Origin of the sequence: Burkholderia sp. Bp8986 (genome assembly GCF_003854225.1) — a bacterium.
In the GTDB taxonomy this organism is placed as follows: domain Bacteria; phylum Pseudomonadota; class Gammaproteobacteria; order Burkholderiales; family Burkholderiaceae; genus Burkholderia.
Map to the genome: position 1 here is coordinate 88,314 of NZ_QTQM01000003.1, position 20,922 is coordinate 109,235.

28 protein-coding genes are annotated in these 20,922 nt (G+C 69.3%); 21 read left to right on the forward strand and 7 right to left on the reverse strand.

All coding sequences use genetic code 11. The features are described 5' to 3' along the window. Positions 1-54: 54 nt before the first annotated feature. The 4 genes from DID99_RS04265 to DID99_RS04280 form a co-directional block, all read right to left on the reverse strand. Entirely contained in the window at positions 55-1,350 is a 1,296-nt protein-coding gene (locus DID99_RS04265; protein WP_124521708.1) for an MFS transporter, read from the reverse strand. 286 nt (positions 1,351-1,636) lie between these two features. Beyond that, positions 1,637-2,113 carry a PRC-barrel domain-containing protein gene (locus tag DID99_RS04270; protein ID WP_124666142.1) on the reverse strand — a complete coding sequence of 159 codons (477 nt, stop codon included), beginning with the start codon at positions 2,111-2,113 and terminating at the stop codon, positions 1,637-1,639. Between the two features lie 91 nt (positions 2,114-2,204). Further along, positions 2,205-2,636 carry a CBS domain-containing protein gene (locus DID99_RS04275; protein WP_124666143.1) on the reverse strand — a complete coding sequence of 144 codons (432 nt, stop codon included), beginning with the start codon at positions 2,634-2,636 and terminating at the stop codon, positions 2,205-2,207. A gap of 97 nt (positions 2,637-2,733) precedes the next feature. Beyond that, positions 2,734-2,985, reverse strand: a complete 252-nt coding sequence (locus DID99_RS04280) for a hypothetical protein (RefSeq protein ID WP_124521710.1) — start codon at positions 2,983-2,985, stop codon at positions 2,734-2,736. Positions 2,986-3,170: 185 nt separating this feature from the next. Between DID99_RS04280 and DID99_RS04285 the strand changes: the two genes are divergently transcribed. The 10 genes from DID99_RS04285 (at position 3,171) to ligD (ending at position 11,364) form a co-directional block, all read left to right on the forward strand. After that, a complete protein-coding gene (locus DID99_RS04285) occupies positions 3,171-3,476 on the forward strand; it encodes a hypothetical protein (protein ID WP_044843382.1) in 306 nt (101 codons plus the stop codon). A 234-nt stretch (positions 3,477-3,710) separates the two neighbouring features. Continuing rightward, positions 3,711-4,022, forward strand: a complete 312-nt coding sequence (locus tag DID99_RS37730) for a hypothetical protein (protein ID WP_260444541.1) — start codon at positions 3,711-3,713, stop codon at positions 4,020-4,022. After that, positions 4,019-4,330 carry a hypothetical protein gene (locus DID99_RS04295; protein WP_044843383.1) on the forward strand — a complete coding sequence of 104 codons (312 nt, stop codon included), beginning with the start codon at positions 4,019-4,021 and terminating at the stop codon, positions 4,328-4,330. The genes DID99_RS37730 and DID99_RS04295 overlap by 4 nt, the downstream gene beginning before the upstream one ends. Positions 4,331-4,387: 57 nt before the next feature. Continuing rightward, positions 4,388-4,699: a hypothetical protein gene (locus DID99_RS04300; protein ID WP_124485798.1), complete on the forward strand. Its 312-nt coding sequence runs from the start codon at positions 4,388-4,390 to the stop codon at positions 4,697-4,699. Positions 4,700-4,954: 255 nt separating this feature from the next. Beyond that, entirely contained in the window at positions 4,955-6,385 is a 1,431-nt protein-coding gene (locus DID99_RS04305) for an RNA polymerase factor sigma-54 (RefSeq protein ID WP_044843385.1), read from the forward strand. Between the two features lie 74 nt (positions 6,386-6,459). Next, complete coding sequence (locus DID99_RS04310) at positions 6,460-6,648, forward strand: DUF3008 family protein (protein WP_044843386.1); 189 nt, start codon at positions 6,460-6,462, stop codon at positions 6,646-6,648. A 54-nt stretch (positions 6,649-6,702) separates the two neighbouring features. Beyond that, positions 6,703-6,864, forward strand: a complete 162-nt coding sequence (locus tag DID99_RS04315; protein ID WP_044843387.1) for a DUF1328 domain-containing protein — start codon at positions 6,703-6,705, stop codon at positions 6,862-6,864. Further along, the gene (locus DID99_RS04320; protein ID WP_044843388.1) at positions 6,861-7,247 is read left to right on the forward strand and encodes a DUF3022 domain-containing protein; all 387 of its coding nucleotides are present in this window, start codon (positions 6,861-6,863) and stop codon (positions 7,245-7,247) included. Before DID99_RS04315 ends, DID99_RS04320 begins: the two co-directional genes overlap by 4 nt. A 124-nt stretch (positions 7,248-7,371) precedes the next feature. Beyond that, entirely contained in the window at positions 7,372-8,421 is a 1,050-nt protein-coding gene (locus tag DID99_RS04325; protein ID WP_124666144.1) for a Ku protein, read from the forward strand. Between the two features lie 24 nt (positions 8,422-8,445). Further along, a complete protein-coding gene (gene ligD, locus DID99_RS04330) occupies positions 8,446-11,364 on the forward strand; it encodes a DNA ligase D (protein WP_124666145.1) in 2,919 nt (972 codons plus the stop codon). Between the two features lie 8 nt (positions 11,365-11,372). Here ligD and DID99_RS04335 read toward each other — a convergent pair whose 3' ends face one another. Both DID99_RS04335 and DID99_RS04340 read right to left on the reverse strand, forming a co-directional pair. After that, the gene (locus tag DID99_RS04335; RefSeq protein ID WP_124666146.1) at positions 11,373-12,695 is read right to left on the reverse strand and encodes a sodium:proton antiporter; all 1,323 of its coding nucleotides are present in this window, start codon (positions 12,693-12,695) and stop codon (positions 11,373-11,375) included. 42 nt (positions 12,696-12,737) lie between these two features. Beyond that, entirely contained in the window at positions 12,738-13,094 is a 357-nt protein-coding gene (locus DID99_RS04340) for a DUF3175 domain-containing protein (RefSeq protein WP_044843392.1), read from the reverse strand. 157 nt (positions 13,095-13,251) lie between these two features. Between DID99_RS04340 and DID99_RS04345 the strand changes: the two genes are divergently transcribed. The 5 genes from DID99_RS04345 to DID99_RS04365 all read left to right on the forward strand — a co-directional run bounded on the left by DID99_RS04345 (position 13,252) and on the right by DID99_RS04365 (position 15,987). Then, positions 13,252-13,797 carry a hypothetical protein gene (locus DID99_RS04345; protein ID WP_124666147.1) on the forward strand — a complete coding sequence of 182 codons (546 nt, stop codon included), beginning with the start codon at positions 13,252-13,254 and terminating at the stop codon, positions 13,795-13,797. A gap of 90 nt (positions 13,798-13,887) precedes the next feature. Further along, positions 13,888-14,253, forward strand: coding sequence for a DUF3022 domain-containing protein (locus DID99_RS04350; RefSeq protein ID WP_124485804.1), 366 nt, complete (start codon positions 13,888-13,890; stop codon positions 14,251-14,253). Between the two features lie 344 nt (positions 14,254-14,597). Next, entirely contained in the window at positions 14,598-15,146 is a 549-nt protein-coding gene (locus tag DID99_RS04355) for a type 1 glutamine amidotransferase domain-containing protein (RefSeq protein WP_044843395.1), read from the forward strand. Positions 15,147-15,149: 3 nt separating this feature from the next. Continuing rightward, entirely contained in the window at positions 15,150-15,491 is a 342-nt protein-coding gene (locus DID99_RS04360; protein ID WP_124666148.1) for a DUF1488 domain-containing protein, read from the forward strand. 271 nt (positions 15,492-15,762) lie between these two features. Beyond that, positions 15,763-15,987: a hypothetical protein gene (locus DID99_RS04365; protein WP_044843397.1), complete on the forward strand. Its 225-nt coding sequence runs from the start codon at positions 15,763-15,765 to the stop codon at positions 15,985-15,987. A 16-nt stretch (positions 15,988-16,003) separates the two neighbouring features. On the opposite strand, the gene DID99_RS04370 is transcribed toward DID99_RS04365, so the two are convergent. Further along, a complete protein-coding gene (locus tag DID99_RS04370; protein ID WP_124485805.1) occupies positions 16,004-17,254 on the reverse strand; it encodes a phosphatidylserine decarboxylase family protein in 1,251 nt (416 codons plus the stop codon). A gap of 120 nt (positions 17,255-17,374) precedes the next feature. On the opposite strand from DID99_RS04370, the gene DID99_RS04375 reads away from it, so the two are divergent. The 6 genes from DID99_RS04375 (at position 17,375) to arsN2 (ending at position 20,899) form a co-directional block, all read left to right on the forward strand. Then, on the forward strand, positions 17,375-17,626 hold the full coding sequence (locus DID99_RS04375; protein WP_124666149.1) for a hypothetical protein: 252 nt from the start codon (positions 17,375-17,377) through the stop codon (positions 17,624-17,626). Between the two features lie 71 nt (positions 17,627-17,697). Next, positions 17,698-18,033 (forward strand): helix-turn-helix transcriptional regulator, encoded by a 336-nt coding sequence (locus DID99_RS04380; protein WP_124521825.1) that lies wholly within the window; start codon positions 17,698-17,700, stop codon positions 18,031-18,033. A 22-nt stretch (positions 18,034-18,055) separates the two neighbouring features. Then, positions 18,056-18,550, forward strand: coding sequence for an arsenate reductase ArsC (locus DID99_RS04385; RefSeq protein WP_124521731.1), 495 nt, complete (start codon positions 18,056-18,058; stop codon positions 18,548-18,550). A gap of 67 nt (positions 18,551-18,617) precedes the next feature. Next, positions 18,618-19,688, forward strand: coding sequence for an ACR3 family arsenite efflux transporter (gene arsB / locus DID99_RS04390; RefSeq protein WP_124666150.1), 1,071 nt, complete (start codon positions 18,618-18,620; stop codon positions 19,686-19,688). A 20-nt stretch (positions 19,689-19,708) separates the two neighbouring features. Then, positions 19,709-20,431 carry an arsenical resistance protein ArsH gene (arsH, locus tag DID99_RS04395; protein WP_124666151.1) on the forward strand — a complete coding sequence of 241 codons (723 nt, stop codon included), beginning with the start codon at positions 19,709-19,711 and terminating at the stop codon, positions 20,429-20,431. Between the two features lie 39 nt (positions 20,432-20,470). Next, positions 20,471-20,899 carry an arsenic resistance N-acetyltransferase ArsN2 gene (arsN2, locus tag DID99_RS04400; RefSeq protein ID WP_124666152.1) on the forward strand — a complete coding sequence of 143 codons (429 nt, stop codon included), beginning with the start codon at positions 20,471-20,473 and terminating at the stop codon, positions 20,897-20,899. Positions 20,900-20,922 lie beyond the last annotated feature (23 nt).

Below are 20,922 nucleotides of genomic sequence, written 5' to 3' on the forward strand. Positions count from 1 at the left end.
GTCGGGTCGTGGCCTGGGTCGTGCGAAGTCGGGGCAGGGGTTCGGAATGCGGCGTCAGTGCGCCGGTGTCAGCGTCGCCGGATGGCGGCGATAGAGTACGAACGTCGCGAGCAGCGCGCACACCGCGGCGAGGCTCATCCAGTAACCGGGTGCGGCCTTGTCGCCGGTCATGTGAATCAGCGCCGTGGAGATGGCAGGCGTGAAGCCGCCGAACACGGCCGTCGCGAGGCTGTAGGCGAGCGAGAAGCCAGCCACGCGCACCTCGACCGGCATCACTTCCGTCAGCGCGACAACCATCGCGCCGTTGTAGATCCCGTACATGAACGACAGCCACAGCAGCACGAGCAGCATGTTGATGAACGACGGCGCATGCGCGAGCAGCGACAGCGCGGGGTACGCGGTGGCGATCGCGAGCAGCGTCATGCCGACCAGCAGCGGCCGGCGGCCGATGCGATCGGACAGCGCGCCGCCGATCGGCAGCCACACGAAGTTCGACACGCCGACGCACAGCGTGACGAGCAGGCTGTCGGCGGTGCTCAGGTGCAGGACCGTCTTGCCGAACGTCGGCGCGTAGACGGTGATCAGGTAGAAGCTCGTGGTCGTCATCGCGACCAGCATCATGCCGGCGACCACGACACCCCAGTTGTGCGCCAGCGTGCCGAACACTTCCTTCATGCTCGGGCGGTGCCGGCGCGCCTTGAACTCCTGCGTTTCCTCGAGGTTGCGGCGCAGCATGAAGATGAACGGCACGATCATGCAGCCGACGAAGAACGGCACGCGCCATCCCCACGCGGCGATCGCCGATGCGCTCAGCCATTGATTGAGCGCGAAGCCGAGGCCGGCCGCGACGACGATCGCGACCTGCTGGCTGGCCGACTGCCAGCTCGTGAAGAAGCCCTTGCGGCCGGGCGTGGCCATTTCGGCGAGATAGACCGACACGCCGCCCAGTTCCGCGCCTGCCGAAAAGCCCTGCAGCAGTCGCCCGATCAGCACGAGCGCGGGCGCGAGCAGGCCGATCGTCGCATAACCGGGGACGAACGCGATCAGGATGGTGCCGCTCGCCATGATCGCGAGCGTGACGATCAGGCCCTTGCGGCGGCCGACGTCGTCGATGTACGCGCCCAGCACGATCGCGCCCAGCGGCCGCATCAGGAAGCCGGCGCCGAAGACCGCGAAGGTCATCATCAGCGAGGCGAACTCGTTCGCGGTGGGAAAGAACACGGCGGCGATCTGCGTCGCGTAGAAGCCGAACAGGAAGAAGTCGAACTGCTCGAGGAAGTTGCCGGCCGTCACGCGGAATACCGCGGCGGCCTTCGAACGTCCGGTCGAAAGGCTGGGCGAGGGGTGCATCAGGGTGTCTCCAGAGAATGCGGGAATGGCGCGGGGCGCGACCGATTGTCGTTTTGGCAATGTTCGCCCGGAGACGGGGAAACGTTAAGTGCGAATTTTGGAAGGATTGATGTTGTTTGGTTATCAATCGGGCGGCGCGCGCCACGACTGTCGCGCGTCCGGCAGGTGGCCGCGACGCCGGCTTCACAGCACCGGGCCGGCCCGGCGATCCGTCACGAAGAAAGCCCAAAAAAATGCCCCGCTTTCGCGGGGCACGTCGGCTAATACACCGGCAAATCGAGAGCGATCAATGCTGGTCGCGCGCGCGCGGATCGTTCAGGTCCTCGGTCGGATCGGTCAGCCCGAGCTCGTCGCCCGCGCTCCAGTACGGCGTGCTGCCGTAGTACTCGTGCAGCGGCTCGGCCCATTGCGGGTCGGCCATCGCCGGCCAGTGATCCTTGTCGAAGCCCGGCGCGTTGCGGACTCGCTCGGATGAGACCGACAGCAGGAAACACTTGCGCTCGGTATCGAGCGTGAGCGCGCTCCACGGAATCGCAAGCAGCTTGTCGCCGATGCCGAGCAGGCCGCCGCTCGACAGCACGGCGTACGCGACGCGGCCCGAGCGCACATCGAGCATGATGTCCTTGATCTTGCCGACGTCGTCGCCATCGGTCGTATAGACCTTGTCGCCTTCCAGCGTGTCGGCTGCCATCACGTCCGGGCCGGGCCCGGCCGCGGTTGCGGCCCCCTTGCCGACGATGCGGGTCTGTCCTTGAGTCTGCATGGTTGTCCTCCTGGCTGCGTGGAGCGCGACCGTGCCCGGGATGGGCCCTGCGGGTCGCGCGGGTAGTCGGGGCGGGGCGCGAATGGCCCCGTCACGTCTGCTTCGGTTGCGACACGCCTTCGAGCGTGTTCGCGACGTCGTCGCGTGCGGGGCCGGCCGTGCGCGTCGCGATGTCCGCGAGCGACAGCATGCCGACGAGCCGCTTGTCGTGATCGACGACGGGCAGGCGGCGCAGTTGCGCGTCGGCCATGTAGTGCTGGATCTCTTCCAGCGAATCGTCCTCGAAACACCATTCGATCGGACCCGACGCGACTTCGTGGATCCGCGTTTCCAGCGGCTTGCCGGCCGAGATCGCGCGCACCGCGAGATCGCGGTCCGTGACCATGCCGATCAGCCGGTTGTTGTCACATACGGGCAGCGCGCCGATGTCATAGCGCTCCATCAATTGCGCCGCATGACGGATCGAGTCGGTCGGCGCGATGCGCACGACGTCCTGCGACATGATTTCGTTGACGCGTTGCATGAAGTCCTCCTTGCGGGTTGAATCCGGGCCGTGCGGGGCAACAAGCGGGCAGCAAGCGGCGTGCCGTTCGGCAGCGGTGTCCGTCGAGTGCCGGCCGTCATTCGTCGCGGCGTCGGGCGGGGTCCTGCCACGGGCCGTCGTCGTGCGTGCCCGGCGGCGTGTCGGGCTCGATGCGCGTGACGCCGCCGGTCGCGGGCGGATCGCTCGCGGGGAACGTGTCCTCGAGTTGCTTGTCGATATGGCGCTCCGAGTGGCGCGTCTTCGTTTGATCCTGGTCCTTCAACGGCGGCGACGGATCGCGCTGGGGTTGGTGCGGCGCGTCGCGGCCGGTTCGGGTCGATTCCTTCATGGCGGGGCTCCGAGGCGGTGACGATGACGCGGTGATCGCGCAACGGCCGTGCCTGTCGCGACCGCGCGGCACGGGACTTGCCGCTTCTTCGATGGATGACCACGCAGGACGACGACGCAGGATGCCGGCCACAACGCGCGGTGCAATGCTCCGCACACACACACGCAAATCAAGCGGGAGGCACGATGACGATTCCCAAACGGCGGCCAGGGGTGCGCTATGAGATCAACGTATGCGGCGGCGGGTTCGAGTCGGTGAAGAGCCATTTCAGCGCGTGGAAACAGGAGCCGCTGATCTACCGGCCCGATCGCCGGATGTTCGAAGGCAAGGCCGACGTGCGGCCGCTCGGCGACGAGACGTTCGGCTCGACCGAGCCGGCGCGGTTTGCGCTGCAGCGCGCGTGCGAGCCGGCCGATCCGTATGCGCTCGCCGCGCGGGTGCGCGACGACGACCACGAGCTGTGGCTCGTGATGGCCGCGTACGACGCGTAGCGCGCTGCCCTTGAAAGAATTGCAGCGCGCGGTGTAGCGAAGGCACGGCGTACGGCGGGGTGGCGCGCGCGGCCGCGCGCCGGCGCGCGGAAAGGCGGCGTGCGAGGCGGCGTGCACGCCGGCACGCAGACGGCACGCAGCTTGCGGCCCTGCCTTTCGTGGACGATCGGGCGGCGCACGCCGCGCCAATCGATCAGGCCCCGCGAGGACGACGCAACGATCGAATGCCCCCCGATGAACCGAGACCCCGCCCAGTCGCTGCACCGGCCCGAACCGCCGATCCCCGACGTCGAACCGGACCCCGAGCCGCCCGCGCCGGATGACCTGCCGCCCGGCACGCCGGAGCCTTATCAGGATCCGGAAGGCGACCCGCCCGGGCATCCGCCGCCGGAGCGTGAGCCGCCGACGCGGGCGCCGCCGATTCACGCGCGGCCGAACCACGGGCTGCCGATTCCTGTGCGGCCCATTCACGCGCCGCCGGTCCACACGCCGTCGACCGGCGGGCCGCCGATTGCGTCCATCCCACCCACGGAGAGCCCACGATGAGCATCAGCGTGAAACCCGGCATGCTGCGCGACGTGGCCGAGACGCTCGGCCGTCATTTCGAGGCGCGCGCGATGCCGTTCCATGCCGAGGAGCAGCCGGCCGGCGCGCTGCATTTCGGCTTTCGCGTCGACGGTCATCCGGCGTCGCTGACCGTGACCTTCGACGCCGACGCGTTCGCGGCGCTCGAGCAGGCCGGTATCGAGCGGCAACGCGGCGCACTGATGCGCGTCGCGGCCGAATTCGACACGATGATGGCCCGTCGCGCACCGAACGCGTATGCGGGCGATTTCCATTTCAACCGGCTCTGAGCCGCGCCGTCACGGCCGGCCCGGTGCCGCGCAGCGCACTTCACGGAGGAGGTTCCGATGAAACCGATCCAGACGATACGCGTGTGCGCCTGTGCGTTCGCCGCTGCGTGCGCGCTGGGCGCATGCACGCAACCGCAGGGCCCCTACGGCACGCGTGGCGCACCGCCGGCGCCACCGGACGGCCACGGCGCGTCGCCGACCACGACGATGCCGGACGCGAATACGCGTTACGACACGCGCCCGTCGCCGTACAACACGCTGCCGCCGGGCGCGACCGGCGGCGAGCCGGTCGACGTGCCGCCGCCGGGGCCGAACGGCGTGCAGGGCGGTCAAACGCTGCCGGGCACGCCGCCGCCGATGCAGTACTGACCGCGGCACCCTGCACGGATGCCGCGCAACGATACTGCCTGCGAGGACATATTCGCGCGACGGCGACGGCATATCCGCGCGGAGCGAATGCCGTGCCCCCTAACTTGCGGGCGCTTGTAAAAAAGGGGGCGCCCGGGGCCGCGGCCGACGGGGTACGAACCCGCGAGAGCCCCGCCGGACGGCGCTTCACCTTCCTGGCACGGTAGCTGCATGGATTCGCATAAACGCATTCCGCACACCGTCAGGAGGGCATCGATGTCCGTCACGCTTGCGCTCCAGATGCGACAGCATCTGGCACTCACGCCGAGGCTTCAGCAGTCGCTTCGCCTGCTGCAGTTGTCTTCGCTCGAATTCCAGCAGGAATTGCGACAGGCGCTCGACTCGAATCCGTTTCTCGAAGACGGGCAGGGCGACGAAGAAGCCGCCGACGCGCCCGAACCCGAGGCCGAAGCCGCACCGCCCGAGCCGCCACCCGAGCACGAGGAAGTGCGCCCGCCGGACGGCGACGTGTCGTACACGGCCGCGCCGACCACGCGAGGCACCGGGCGACAGGCCGACGACGCGGGCGACCAGTCGCCCGGCGAGTGGATGGCCGCCGAGCCGTCGCTGCACCAGCAGCTGCACGACGCGTTGCGGCTCTATCCGCTGAACCGGCGCGACCGCGAGGCCGCGCGCATCGTGATCGACGCGCTCGACGAAGACGGCTACCTGCGTCAGGAGCTGGGCGAGCTGCTGATCGCGGCCGATCCGGCGCGGCTGCTGTCGGAACAGGATCTCACGGTCGCGCTGCGGCTCGTGCAGATGCTGGACCGGCCGGGCATCGCCGCGCGCTCGCTGTCCGAATGCCTGCTGCTGCAGCTCAACGCGATTCCGGCCGGCACGCCGGCGCTCGCGGAAGCGAAGGCCATCGCGCGCGACCATCTCGAACGGCTCGCGCGCCGCGAGACGGCGGAGATCCAGCGGCGCCTCGGCTGCAACCAGGCGACGATGCAGGCCGCCTGCGCGCTGGTGCGCGCGCTCGATCCGCGCCCCGGCAATCACTACGGCAGCACGCGCGGCGACTACGTGATACCCGACGTGATCGTGCGCCAGGTGCGCGACGAATGGATCGTGACGATCAACCCGGCCGTGCTGCCGCGCGCGCGGCTGCACGAGCGCTACGCGACGCTGTTCGCGCAGTCGAGCGGCGAGCGCGATTCGCCGCTGGGCCAGCAGCTGCAGGAAGCGCGCTGGCTGATCCGCAACGTGCAGAAGCGCTTCGACACGATCCAGCGGGTCGGCGAGTGCATCGTCGCCCGGCAGCGCGACTTCTTCCGCTACGGCGAGATCGCGATGAAGCCGCTCGTGCTGCGCGACATCGCCGAGGAGCTCGATCTGCACGAATCGACGGTCTCGCGCGCGACGGGCAACAAGTACATGGCCACGCCGCACGGCACGTTCGAGTTCAAGCATTTCTTCCCGCGCAAGCTGGAGGCGGCCGGCAAGGGCGTGTGCTCGGCGTCCGCCGCGAAGGTGCTGATCCGCGACATGATCGCCGCCGAGCGCCATAACGATCCGCTGTCCGACGTCGCGCTCGCGCAGAACCTCGCGGGCCGCGGCATCCTTCTTGCGCGTCGTACCGTCACGAAGTATCGCCAGGCGATGAAGATTCCGCCGGCCGACCTGCGCCGGCGCGACGCCGCATGACGATACCGTCCGAACCGCGCGCGGCTCGCCCGTGAGCCGCACGGACGTCGCGCGCCACCGAGAGGAGGAAAGCCATGCCAGCCAAGTCCCAGGCACAGCAACGCGCCGCAGGAGCCGCCCTGTCGGCCAAGCGCGGCGACACGAAAATGAAGGACCTGAAGCCGCCTGCGAAGTCGATGGCCAAGTCGATGAGCGAAAAGGAACTCGAAAAAATGGCTTCGACGCCGGTCCACGGCAAACCCAGGCACAAGCACGATTCGTGATCGACGGCGACACGCATCGGCGATCACCGTTCTTCAGGACTCCAGGAGGCATTCATGCTTCGTTACGCCATCATCTTCCTCATCATCGCGCTCGTCGCCGCCTTGTTCGGCTTCGGCGGCATCGCGGCCGGCGCGGCCGAGATCGCGAAGATCCTGTTCTACATCTTCGTCGTGATCTTCCTGGTCACGCTGCTGCTGGGGGTTGTCAGGCGATGACGACCGCCCCCGACCGTTCGCAGCGCATCGCGGAAATCGAGCATGCGCTCGCGAACGGCTTTCCGTCGCAGTCGACCGTCGTCGTGCATGCGGACGACGCGTCCGGGCGGCTGACGATCCAGGTGTCGTGGGTGCGCGTGCCGTCCGATGAGGACGCGCGTCAATGGCGCTGCGCGGTCGACCTGCGTTTCGATCCCGACGTGCTCACGCGCTATGCGTCGCTCGGCGCGGCCGATCGCCTGCGCGTGCGCACGCAGCTGTGCGACCTCGCGCGGCGCGCGGTCGACGAGCACAAGCCGCGCGTCGAGGACGCCGAGATCGAATGCAGCGTCGCGCTCGACGTGACGCGCGCCGAACTCGACCGCGCGTTGCGCGCGCCCTGACCGACGCAGCCCGCATCGACGCTTTGGCCGCCGTCGCGACACGCGCCGTGCGGCGCATCCATGCCCGTGACGGCTTCTGGTGTGTGCCGCCACGCGCCCGCGCACCCGGCAAAGGAGAACACGCATGGCATCGCGGATGATCTGGAAAGGCGCGATCAGCTTCGGGCTCGTTCACGTGCCCGTGCAGCTGTTTCCCGCGACGCGCACCGTGAAGCCGTCGTTCCGGCTGCTCGACAAGCGCTCGATGGACCCGGTCGGCTATCGGCAGATCAACAAGCGCACCGGCAAGGAGGTCGCGCGCGAGGACATCGTGCGCGGCTACGAGTACGAGAAGGAACGCTACGTCGTGCTGACCGACGAGGAGATTCGCGCGGCCAATCCGGAATCGACGCAAACCGTCGACATCCTGACGTTCGTCGACGCGGACGCGGTATCGTTCCTGTATCTCGACACGCCGTACTACCTCGTGCCGGACCGCAAGGGCGAGAAGGTCTATGCGCTGCTGCGCGACGCGCTTAAGGACAGCGGCAAGATCGGCATCGCGCTCGTGGTGATGCGCGACCGCCAGCATCTCGGCGCGCTGATTCCGGTCGGGCCGCTACTCGCGCTCGACACGCTGCGCTGGCAGGAAGAACTGCGGCCGCTCGACGAACTGACGGTGCCGGCCGACGACGCGAAACACGCGGGCGTGACCGCGCGCGAGCTCGGGATGGCGAAGAAGCTGATCGACGAGATGGCGGGCAAGTGGACGCCGGACGAGTATCACGACACGTTTCGCGACGACATTCTCGAGCTGGTCGAGCGCAAGGTGCGCGCGGGCAAGATCGAGGAGATCGAGGAGCGGCCACCGCAGACGGGCCGCGCGGCGACCAACGTGGTCGACCTGACCGAGCTGCTGAAACGCAGCCTGAAGGGCGGCGGCGGTGGCGCGCGCGCGGCGGGCCCGCGCAATGCGGGCGACGACGAGGGCGCGGAGGCGGACGCGTCGTCTTCCTCCGCGTCGTCTTCTTCTGCGTCGTCGCGCGGCGGCGCGCGCCGCAAGCCGGCTTCGAAGGCCGCGCCGAAAGGCTCCGCCGAGAAGACGCCGGCGGCGAAGCGGCCGGCCGCGAAACGTGCCGCGACCGGCGAGCATGCGGCGAAGAAAACCGCCGCGCGCCGCAAGCACGCCGCATGATGCGCGGCGACGCGAGGTGACACGATGGCCGGCAAGCTCGATCCCTATCGCCGCAAACGCCGCTTCGACGCGACGCCGGAACCCGAAGGCGCGCACGGGCGGCGGCGCGCGAAGGCGAACGCGACACCTTCCGGGCGGGCGACCCGGCGTGCCGGCCACCCGCTGCGCTTCGTGATCCAGGAGCACCACGCGCGGCGCCTGCATTACGACTTCCGGCTCGAACTCGACGGCACGCTGAAGTCGTGGGCCGTGCCGAAGGGGCCGAGCGTCGATCCGTCGGTGAAGCGCCTCGCCGTGCAGGTCGAGGATCATCCGCTCGAATACGCGTCGTTCGAAGGCGAGATTCCGGCCGGGCATTACGGCGCGGGGGCGGTCATCGTATGGGACGAAGGCACGTGGACGCCCGACGGCGGCCTCGCGCAGGCACGCGACGGCTATCGCGCGGGCAAGCTGACGTTCCGGCTCGACGGCGAAAAGCTGCACGGCGGCTGGGCGCTCGTGCGCAGCGGACGGCAGGAGGGGCGGCAGGTACAGTGGCTGCTGATCAAGGAGCGCGACGACGACGCGCGCAGCGAGGCCGAATTCGACGTCGTCGGCGAACTGCCGGGGAGTGTGCATGACGGGGCGGCGTCGGCGACGCGTGCGGATGCCGCGGGCCGCTCGACGCGCGCGCGCGGAGCGCAACGCGGCCGGCGCGACTCGACCGACACGCGCGCCGCAGCGCATGACGATCATGGCCGAGACAGCCGAGACAGCAGAGAAAGCAGAGAAAGCCGCGCCCGCCGGCCCGCCGATCCGTCCGAGATCGACGGTGCGGTACGCGCGCCGCTGCCCGAGCGCGTCGCGCCGCAACTCGCGACGCTGGTCGACGGCCCGCCGACGCAGGGCGACTGGCGCTACGAACTGAAATTCGACGGCTACCGGATCCTCGCGCGCATTGCGGGCAAGCGCGCCCGCCGGCATGTGAAGCTGATGACGCGCGAAGGCCGCGACTGGACCGCGAAGCTGCGCGCGCAGCGCGACGCGCTCGCGGCGCTCGACGTCGACGACGCCTGGCTCGACGGCGAGGCCGTCGTGCTCGGCAGGAACGGTCTCCCCGACTTCCAGGCGCTGCAGAACGCGATCGGCGCCGGACACTCGGATGCGATCACGCTGTTCGTGTTCGACCTGCCTTGTCTCGACGGTTACGACTTGCGCGACGCACCGCTCACCGCGCGCCGCGGCCTGCTCGAAGCGCTGCTCGCCGACAGCGACCCCGCGCGGCTGCGCTTTTCGCCGGATCTCGGCGACGACGTCGCATCGCTGATCGCGAGCGCCTGCGATACCGGCCTCGAAGGGCTGATCGGCAAGCGCGCGGAATCGCGCTATTGCGGCGGTCGCTCGCCCGCGTGGATCAAGCTCAAATGCCGGCGCCGGCAGGAGTTCGTGATCGGCGGTTACACCGAGCCGTCGGGCAGCCGGCACGGCTTCGGTGCGCTGCTGCTCGGCGTGCACGAACCGGCAGCGGCCGGCAAGCGGCGGCGCGGGCCTGCGCCGCTGCGCTACGTCGGCCGCGTCGGCACCGGCTTCGACACGCGGATGCTCGACCGGCTCGCACCGATCCTGCGCAAGCAGCAACGCGACACGACGCCGTTCGATCCGCCGCCGCGCGAACGCTCGCGCACGCGCGTGCACTGGATCGAGCCGACGCTCGTCGCCGAATGCGAATTCGCCGAGTGGACCGGCGACGGCATCGTGCGGCAGGCCGCGTTCATCGCGCTGCGCGAGGACAAGCCGGCGTCGCAGATCGTCCGCGAAGTGCCGAAGCAACCGGAAACGGAGGGGGTGATGGAGCGACGCCAGACCACGCATCACGAAAAGCACGAACGCAAGCACGCGGCGCACGTCGATCGCACGTCGCATACGTCGCATACGTCGCATGCCGAGCACGCCGAGCACGCCGAGCATGCCGATCACGCAGATCGCGCAGATCGCGCCAAGCACGATCCAAGCGCTCGCAAGCACCACGCACGTTCGCGCCCGTCCCCCCACGCAGCACGCGACGATATCGGTTCCGACATGCTCGGCCGCGTGCGCATCACCCATCCCGAGCGCGTGCTCGATCCGCAGAGCGGCACGCGCAAGATCGATCTCGCGCATTACTGGCAATGGGTCGCGCCGTGGCTGCTGCCGGACCTGAAGGGCCGGCCCGTGGCGCTCGTGCGCGCGCCCGGCGACATCGCGGGCGAGCTGTTCTTCCAGAAGCACGCGGAGCGCCGCGAAATCCCGTTCGTCACGCAGCACGCAGGACTCGATCCGGGCCACGGTCCGCTGCTGTCGCTCGACAGCGTCGACGCGCTGCTCGGCGCCGCGCAGATGGGCACGATCGAGCTGCATACATGGAACGCGCACGCGTCGAACATCGAGCGGCCGGACCGGATCGTGTTCGACCTCGATCCCGATCCGGCGCTGCCGTGGCGCGCGATGACCGACGCCGCGCAGCTCGTGCGCGGGCTGCTCGATGAACTGGGCCTCGCGTCGTTCTGCAAGACGAGCGGCGGCAAGGGGCTGCACGTCGTCGTGCCGATCGCGCGGCACCTGGGCTGGGACGACGCGAAGGACTTCTCGCGCGCGCTCGCGCGGCATGTCGCGGGCGCGCTGCCCGACCGTTTCACCGCGACGATGGGCGCGCGTCACCGGCGCGGCAAGATCTTCATCGACTACCTGCGCAACGGCCGCGGTGCGAGCACAATCGCCGCGTATTCGGTGCGTGCGCGGCCCGGGCTGGGCGTGTCGGTGCCGCTGCGCTGGGACGAGGTGCCAACCACCACGGGCGGCGCGCAATGGACGATCGACACGCTGCACGAGCGGCTCGACCGGCTGAAGCGCGACCCTTGGGAAGACTATGCCGGCACGCGGCAGCGGATCACCGCGCAGATGCGTGCGCGTCTCGGCATGTCGTGACGGCGCCGTCAGCGCCGACGCTGCTGCAGACGGTGATACCAGTCCATCAGCGGCGTCGCGGACACGCCGTGCACGATCACCGACGCCGACACGACGGCCAGCACCGGCGCCGCGAGCGGCCGCACGGCGCTCGACGGCCCGTGCTCGAGCGCGAACAGCAGGTAGTAGAACGAGCCGATCCCGCGTATCCCGAACCATGCCAGCAGCCGGCGCTGCGCCGGCGTCGCGCGCGAGCCGGCGAGCGCCGGCAGCACCGCGAGCGGCCGCACGGCGACGAACAGCGCGACGGCGAGCGCGGCCGAGCCCCACGTGAAGAGCGGCGTCGTCAGCGTGGCGAGCACGCCGCCGATCATCGTCATCACGAGCGCCTCGGCGATCCGCTCGAGCTCGATCGTGAAGTCGAGCACCGATTCGGTCATGAACGCGTGCGCTTTCTCCGGGTGCTTCTCGGTCGCGACCACGTCTTCCGAATCGACCCGGCCGATCACTTCGCGCGGCCGGCGGTCACCGCTCGCGCGATGCTCGACGCGGCGCATCGCGACGCCCGCGGCGAACGTCGCGATGAAGCCGAACGTATGCGCGAGCTGCGCGGCACCGAACGACAGCACGATCAACGCGAGCGCGAAGAAGCCTTCGAAGCCGAGTGCCTGCGCATGACGGGTGCGCAGCCAGCCGATCGCGGTGGTGGTCGCCGCGCCGAGCATGCCGCCGATCGCGGCGGCGCCCGCGATGCCCCACAGCGCGGCCAGTGCAAACGTGCCCGACAGCGGTGGCGGCCCGTGCGGCGCATCGGACGCGCCGCACAGCGCGAGGCCCGCGAGCGCGAACGGCAGCGCGATGCCGTCGTTCAGCCCGCCTTCGCCGGACAGCGCGAAGCGCACCAGGTCGCGGTCGCCGGGATCATGCACCTGCACGTCGTGCGCGAGCACCGGGTCGGTCGGCGCGAGGATCGCCGCGAGCAGCAGCGCGGGGCCCCAGCCGAGCCCGAGCGTCAGTACCGCGCAGCCGGCGAGCAGCGGCACCGTGACGATCATCGCGAGCAGGCCGAGCCGGCACGGCACGCGCCACAGCGGGTCGGACAGCGGCACGCGCAGCCGCAGCCCGATCGCGAACAGCGATACCAGCAGCGCGACCTCGACGATCTCGCGCAGCAGCGGCGCGTCGCGCTGAATGTCGAGATGCAGGAGCCCGGCGCCGGACGGGCCGAGCGCGACACCGAGTGCAAGATAGATCATCGCGCTGCTGCACGGCAGATGACGCAGCGCCGACGTCACGATGCCCATGCCCATCAGCACCGCGCCGATGATCAGATACCACAGCGTTTCATGCATACGGGCAGGCCGGGCAGGTCGACGGTGAACCGGCGGGGGCCGTCACGGCTTGCGGCCGAACGCCTCGCGCAGTTTGCGCTTCGCGCGTTCGAGCGTCGCGCGGCGCGTTTTCGGCAGGTTGCGGCCCGCGCGGTTCACGTAGAAGTTCAGCATCGACATCGCCGACTGGAACGGCGTCCCCTTGCGTCGGCGGCTGTGTTCGGCCGAGCGCTTGAGCGACGCGGCGATCTTGCCCGGGTCGTCGGACTTGAAGATCTCGGGCTCGATGTCGAGCGCATCGCTTCTTTGCATGACGTCGGCGGACCAGCGCTTGCGGTGCTGCGGATCGTTGCTGCGCGCACGGCCCGGGCGGCGCGTCGCGCGTTTGCCGTGCGGATGGGAAGCGGAAGCTGAAGGCATGGCAGGGCTCTCCCTATCGAATCGGGATGGATCGCGGGTCTCGGGTGTCCGGGTGGTGCCGCAATTCGCGTGCCGCCTGTCGGTGGCGGCACGGGCCTTGCTGAATCGAAGGCGCAGGCCATTCCACTACGGCGGTTCCATTGAGGGAGAGCGCTCCATGAAGCCAGCATCCGAATCGAAATCTGCCGCGCGCCGGATCCTCGCGTGCGCGGCCGTCGCGCTCGTCGCGGCCGCACCGGCCGCATGGGCACAGAATTCGCAACGTTCCGACGAGGGCACCGGCGCGCCGATCCTGTCGCCGCCGGACACGTCGGCGCAGGGCAGCGGCGGCAACCTGTCGAACGGCAACACGGCGGCGCCGCCGCCCGCGACCCGCATGCAGGCGCCGCGCGGCACGGGTCCGCGCGGTCAACCGGACGTGCGCAGCAAGCCCGGCGGCATGACTGGTGCCGGGACCGGCAGCATGGGCGGCGGCGCGACGGGCGGCACCGGAATGGGTAGCACAGGCAGCGGTACCGGTAGCACCGGAATGGGCACCCCCGGTACGGGCAGCACCGGTACGAGCGGTGCCGGCGGCAGCGCGGGCATGGGCGGTGCCGGTGCGGCCCCGGGCGGAACCGGCGCGGGCGCCGGCACTAGCCGCTTGCCGGGGGCGACCGGCTCGGGCGGTGGCACGGGCAGCGCGGGTTCCAGCAGCTATTGACGATCTCGGCGTCGCGCCGGCGCCCCGGCGCGGCGCGCTGGCGGACGCCGCGCGCGAGGCCGGCCGGTCGCCACCACGCAGGAGGACAACATGCAATCGAATTCCCGGATCTCGCTCGACGACGATGCGCTGGACGCCGACGCCGCCGAGACCGAGGGTCTCGATACGACGGTTCATGTCGACGTCGCGACCGGCAGGATCATGTTTCATGCGGCGTGGGCGCTCGCGCCCGATGCGCCGCGCGATACCGCGCGGCACGCGGTCGTGCTCGCGCTCGACTGCGACACGATGGAGCGCTATGCGGACCTCGACGAGCCCGCGCGGATGCGCGTGCACGCGATGCTGCACGACAGCGTGCAGGCCACGCTCGACGCGCTGCCCGACGTCACCGAGGACCTGACGCTGACGATCGAGTTGACCGACGCGATGCTCGACGCCGCGCGTCACCTGCAGTGAGCGCGGCGGGCCGGCACCGGCCGGCGGCGGGTACGGCCCCGCATGCAGGCCACCGGGCGGCTGCCGCCGATAGTCGCGGGTATTGCCGGCGTCACGTTACATCCCGTTGAAATCTTTGCAGGCGCCGCGCGGCGCTATCCAATGGTGGCACGCATCACGCCGCGACGCGCGTGCGCGCCGCCAACCGCCGATCGCCGATCGCCGATCGCCGATCGCGGGTCGCGCCCCATCAAGGCGGCACCGCGCCGGCCGCCATCCCGACGGGTGCGGCACGCCCGTTGCTGCGTCGATGGATACGGCAGGGTACGGCACACCCGGTGCCACAACACGAAAGGGAGCGATTCATGATCGGCAAGCTGGATCATTGCAAGGTAGCGATACTCGCGGTCGACGGCTTCGAGGAAGCCGAGCTCGTCGAACCGCAGCGCGCGCTGACGGCAGAGGGCGCGCAGGTCGACGTGATTTCGCAGAAGCGCGGCGAGATCCAGGGGTTCAGGCACGTCGACAAGGGCGATCGCGTGAAGGTCGACCGCACGTTCGACGATGCGCGCGAAGGCGATTACGACGCGGTCGTGCTGCCGGGCGGCGTGGTCAACGGCGACGCGATCCGGATGCTGCCGGCCGCGCGCGAATTCGTGACCGCGGCCGTCGGCGCGGGCAAGCCGATTGCCGCGATCTGTCACGGCGGCTGGCTGCTCGTGTCGTCCGGGCTGGTGGACGGCCGCACGATGACGAGCTGGCCCAGCCTGCAGGACGACATCCGCAATGCGGGCGGCAAGTGGGTCGACCAGGAGGTCGTGCGCGACGGCAACCTGATCACGAGCCGCAAGCCGGCCGACCTGCCTGCATTCAACGGCGCGCTGGTGCAGTGCCTCGCGTCGCGGGGGCCCTGAGCGATGCCGGCCGAACCCGTTCGCCACGTGATGCTGACCGACGCGCCGCCCGAGTTCGACGGCGCGGCGCTGCTGATGCGTTTCGTCGTCGAGGTCGACGGGAAGCCGCAAACCTGCACGATCACGGTCGAAGCGCTCGAGGATCATTTCGGCGCGCGCTCCGCGCTCGAAGCCGACTTGCGCGACGCGTTCGAGCGCGGCCGTGCGCGCATCGAGGCCGCGTGCGCGGACGTGCTGGTCGACGGCAAGGGCGGCGTGGAACTCCACAGCGGCTACTTCCGCGTGCGCGACAAGGCGGCGGGCAAAACCGCCCGCGCCGGGATGTTCCGTTCGCGGAAGTCGTGAGTCCGTGGGGCATGCGGCGCGTGCCGCAGTGCGCCCGTGCCGTTCCATTCGCACCATTGGGCGCCATTACACGCCGTTGAAAAGTTTGCAGCGGCCCCCGAGCGCCTTGAAGTGACACATCACGCCGCGCGCCGGCCGGGCGCCGGGCCGCTCCGTCCCAGATACTGGCACACTCCCTGCATGTCTCCTCAAATCGCGGCGCACGATTCGCGCCTGCGCCGGCGCGATGCCATCGTCGTATCGCGCCAAGCCGTCAAATGGGGGAGACAACATGCTGACCGCACATGAATTTGCCGCACTATTCCTGGTCCATCGCGCGCCGGAACAGATCCAGGCCGACCGCGAAGATATCGTCGCGTTGGTGGAACAACACCTGATCGAGATGCGCGCCGACGCATCGGGCGCGAGCCGGCTCGCCCTGACGCCGGACGGGCTGTCGATCGTGCAGCGCATGCTGCGGCACGCCGGGCGCGGGTTCGGCAGTGCCGACGCGTGATGCCGAACCGCGCGGCTCAGTGCGCGATCGCGACCGGTGCGTTGACCTGCACGGCCGGCGTATCGCCGTCGAACGGCGGCGCGCACTGGAAGCGGTCGATCACGCCCGGTTCGAACAGCAGGCAGCAGGTCGAGCCGCCGTACTGGAAATAGCCGATCTCGTCGCCCTTGTCGATCCGCTGCCCCGGCACGACCTCGATCACGCACGACGACACGTCGCCCATCCCGACGAACACCGCGGCTACCGTCCCGATCCCCGGGTCGTCGCAGTCGATCGCGACCACCGCGCGCGCGGCGACGGCCGTCATGTAGCCCTGCGAGTCGTTGAGCCCGGCCGGGTCCGGGCCTTCCGCTTCCGCGACCGAGTAGTAGGTGCCGTCGACCCGGTACGCGTGCGTGACGGTGCCGCGCACCGGCGCGTGCCAGCGGTGATAGTTGTACGCGCTCAGATACGCCTGGTAGAGGTCGCCGCCGACGAAGCGCTCGGCAAGCGGCAGCCGCGCGGGCGTGAAGATGTCGCGCAGCGAATACGGCTGCCCCTTGATCCAGAACCTGTCGCGGATCTTCACGCTGGATTCGGTGTGATACGGCGCGGCCTCGCACGCGCTGACGATCACGTGCGGATCGTCCGGCGCCGCGACCGGCCGCGCACCCGCGCGAAAGCGCCGCGTGAAGAAGTCGTTCCACGAGTCGAAGCCCCAGTGCGGCTGGTCCTCGCGATACTGGAACTGCGACAGGCCGAGGCGCGTGCGCGCTGCATCGCAGAACCAGCCGTCGGGCGACGACGTATCGAGATGCGCGCGCGAATGCGGGCCGCCGAGGAAGTCGCACCACACGTTCAGCACCTGCTTCAGGTGCGCGTTGACCGCCGCGTCGCGAAACACCGCGTGGCCCGACGGCATGCACATCGGCCAGTCGAGAAACGCGTTCAGCGGGCACACGACCAGGCTCGTTTCGCTGAACGGCGGCGTGTAGGTCATCAGGTGGTCGATCACGGTCATCAGTTCGCCGATCGATGCGTAGCCGAGCATGCGGCCCGATTCGAGCGCCTCGTCGATCGCGCGGGTGAGGCTCATGCGCAGCACCGCGTTGTCGTCGAACAGCCGCGCGAGCGCCTGCACGGCCGGCGTGCGCAGCTGTTCGCCGGCCTGCGCGCGCGCTGCGTTCGCGATGTTCGCGCGGTACCCGGCCATCTGCGATTCCTCGCGGGCCATCCATTCGCCGAGACGGTGACGCGTTGCGGGCGGCGTGCTGCGGTCGATCGGCATGGTCGGCTCCGGAAAGGGTTGCGGTACGAAACGGGGGAGCAAGGCGCTTGCCCGACAGGCGGCACCCGAATTGCTGCGCGTTTCAACGAAGGTCTCTTTCAATGAGCCGGGAGGGCACACATGAACGCAGCTTCGAATGCGCGACAGACCCAGGGCGCGTCGTCGACCGACGAGCGCCGCGGCAGCGAACAGCGGACCGTCGCGCCGACCCGCACGCGGGCGCGCGTGCGCGCGGCGACGTCCCGCGACGGCACGCGGCGAAACGAACGCAGCAGCGGGAACGGGCCGGTGGCGCCGACCCGCAAGGAAGGGGCCGGCGAGCCGCAGTGGGAGGATGACGGCGGCGCGATGCCGCCCGAAGAATGGTCGTGACGGTGTGACGCGCGGCGGCGGGAAGCGATGCATTACTGCCATCGTTTCCATATTTCGAGTATTATCGAAATATGGAAACGAACCAGACCATCGCCGCGCTGGCGGCACTCGCGCATGAGTCGCGCCTCGCCGTCTTTCGCGCGCTCGTGCAGGCCGGCCCGTCGGGCTTGCCGGCCGGGCAAATCGCGACGCTGCTCGACGTGCCGCCGTCGTCGCTGTCGTTTCATCTGAAGGAACTGGCCCATGCGCAGCTCGTCACGAGCCGCCAGGAAGGCCGCTTCGTGTTCTATTGCGCGAACTTCGCGACGATGAACGGGCTGATCGGCTACCTCACCGAGAACTGCTGCGGCGGCAATCCGTGCACGCCGGTGTCCGCCTGTTCGACGTCCTGCTCCGGCCAAACCTGAGCACGCATTCACCCGCCCGCCCATGACCACCAACGTCCTGATTCTCTGTACCCACAACTCCGCGCGCAGCGTGCTCGCGGAGGGAATGCTCAACCACTGGGCCGGGAAACTCGGCCGCGACGTGCGCGCCTACAGCGCCGGCAGCGCGCCGAGCGGCCGGCTCAATCCGTTCGCGCTGGATGCGCTCACGCGCGCCGGTGTCGACGTCACCGGATACCGCAGCAAGAGCTGGGACGAATTCGTCGGCGACGGCGCGCCGCGCCTGCGCGTCGTCATCACGGTATGCGACAGCGCGGCCGCGGAGGCTTGCCCGTACTGGCCGGGCAGCCCGGTGCGAGTGCATTGGGGCTACGCCGACCCGTCGAACGCCGAGGGCGGCGATGCCGGCAAGCGGCTCGCGTTCGAACTGACGCGCGAGGCGCTCGGCTACCGGATGCTGCAACTGCTGGCGCTGCCGCTCGAGCGCATGAGCGACGCCGAACTGCAGGCGGCGTTGACCGCCATCTCGCGAAACTGAATGCTCGCACGGCGGCGCGCGTGAAACGGCGTGCCGCGTGCGTTGCTCCCGCACGGAATCCTCTTCGATGAACACGTCCAACGCGATCCCGCCTCGCTATGCCATTGCGAAGCCCGCGATCAATTTCTTCGAACGCTACCTGACGGTCTGGGTCGCGCTGTGCATCGTCGCCGGCATTGCGCTCGGCCAGGTGCTGCCCGGCGTGTTCCAGCAGATCGGCCGCATGGAGTACGCGCAGGTCAACCTGCCGGTCGGGCTGCTGATCTGGGTGATGATCATCCCGATGCTGGTCAAGGTCGACTTCGGGGCGTTGCATGAAGTGCGTCAGCACGTCAAAGGCATCGGCGTCACGCTCGTCGTGAACTGGCTGGTCAAGCCGTTCTCGATGGCGTTTCTCGGCTGGCTGTTCATCCGGCATCTGTTCGCGCCGATGCTGCCGGCGGACCAGCTCGACAGCTACATCGCCGGTTTGATCCTGCTGGCCGCCGCGCCGTGCACGGCGATGGTGTTCGTGTGGAGCCGGCTGACCGGCGGCGATCCGCTGTTCACGCTGTCGCAGGTCGCGCTGAACGACAGCATCATGGTGATCGCGTTCGCGCCGCTGGTCGGGCTGCTGCTGGGGATGTCCGCGATTACCGTGCCGTGGGCGACGCTGCTCACGTCGGTCGTGCTCTACATCGTGATTCCGGTGATCCTCGCGCAGATCTGGCGCAAGGTGTTGCTCGCGAACGGGCAAGCTGCGTTCGACGCCGCGATGACGAAAATCGGCCCGTGGTCGATCGCCGCGCTGCTGGCCACGCTCGTGCTGCTGTTCGCGTTCCAGGGCGAAGCGATCCTGAAGCAGCCGCTGGTGATCGCGCTGCTCGCGGTGCCGATCCTGATCCAGGTGTTCTTCAACGCCGCGCTCGCATACTGGCTCAATCGCGCCGTGGGCGAGAAGCACAACATTGCATGCCCGTCCGCGCTGATCGGCGCGTCCAACTTCTTCGAGCTGGCCGTCGCGGCCGCGATCAGCCTGTTCGGTTTCCACTCCGGCGCGGCGCTCGCGACCGTCGTCGGCGTGCTGATCGAAGTGCCGGTCATGCTGCTGGTGGTGCGCATCGTGAACCGGTCGAAGGGCTGGTACGAGCGCGCTTGAGCAAACCACGGAATCCATCCATGACCGACCGACTGACCGACCTGCCGCAGCTCGACGCCGAACTCTTCCGCGTGCCGGACGCGAGCCGCTTGCGGCCGGCGTCGCCGTCGACGCATCCGCCGCGTTTCCTGCTGCTGTACGGCTCGCTGCGCGAGCGTTCGTTCAGCCGCCTGCTGGTCGAGGAGGCCGAGCGCTTGCTCACGGCGATGGGCGCCGAGGTGCGCGTGTTCAATCCGAGCGGCCTGCCGCTGCCCGACGATGCGCCCGAAAGGCACCCGAAGGTGGTCGAATTGCGCGAGCTGGTGATGTGGTCGGAGGGGATGGTCTGGTGCTCGCCGGAACGACATGGCGCGATGACCGGCATCATGAAGTCGCAGATCGACTGGATTCCGCTGTCGGTCGGCGCGGTGCGGCCGACGCAGGGCAAGACGCTCGCGGTGATGCAGGTCAGCGGCGGATCGCAGTCGTTCAATGCGGTGAACCAGATGCGTGTGCTCGGACGCTGGATGCGCATGCTGACGATCCCGAACCAGTCGTCGGTGGCCAAGGCGTTCATGGAATTCGACGAAGCGGGGCGGATGAAGCCGTCGGCCTATTTCGATCGCGTCGTCGACGTGATGGAGGAACTGGTGAAGTTCACGCTGCTGACGCGCGACATCGGCCCGTATCTGGTCGACCGGTACAGCGAACGGAAGGAAAGCGCGGAGGCGTTGTCGAAGCGGGTGAATCAGCGGGGGATTTGAACCGTACGGGTACCGCTCATCCAATCGGGAATCGATGTCATGCAACTTCGTTCTGCAGCGTTATCCGACCTGGCCGCGATCGAGGCATTGCTTCGCGCGTCGAACCTGCCGACTACGGGTGTCGCGGAGCATCTGGAAAACTTCATCGTGCTCGCCGATCCGCCCGCGTTGACCGGATGCGGCGGTATGGAATTCCACGGAGACTTCGCGCTGATCCGGTCGATCGCCGTCGCACCGCGCGCGCAAGGGAGCGGCGTCGGCCGCGCGATCGTTGCGCGGCTGATCGCGACGTACCGCGCACGCTCGGTCCATGCGATCGGGTTGCTGACGACGACCGCGGAGGACTATTTCGACGGTTTTGGTTTCGTGCGCGTCGGCCGCGAGGATGTACCGCGCCCGTTGCTGGCGCCCAGCCAGTTTCAAGGCGTGTGTCCGGACGCTGCCACTGCCATGTTGTTGGCGTGTTGAGCGGAAATGCTGGAACGCGGTGA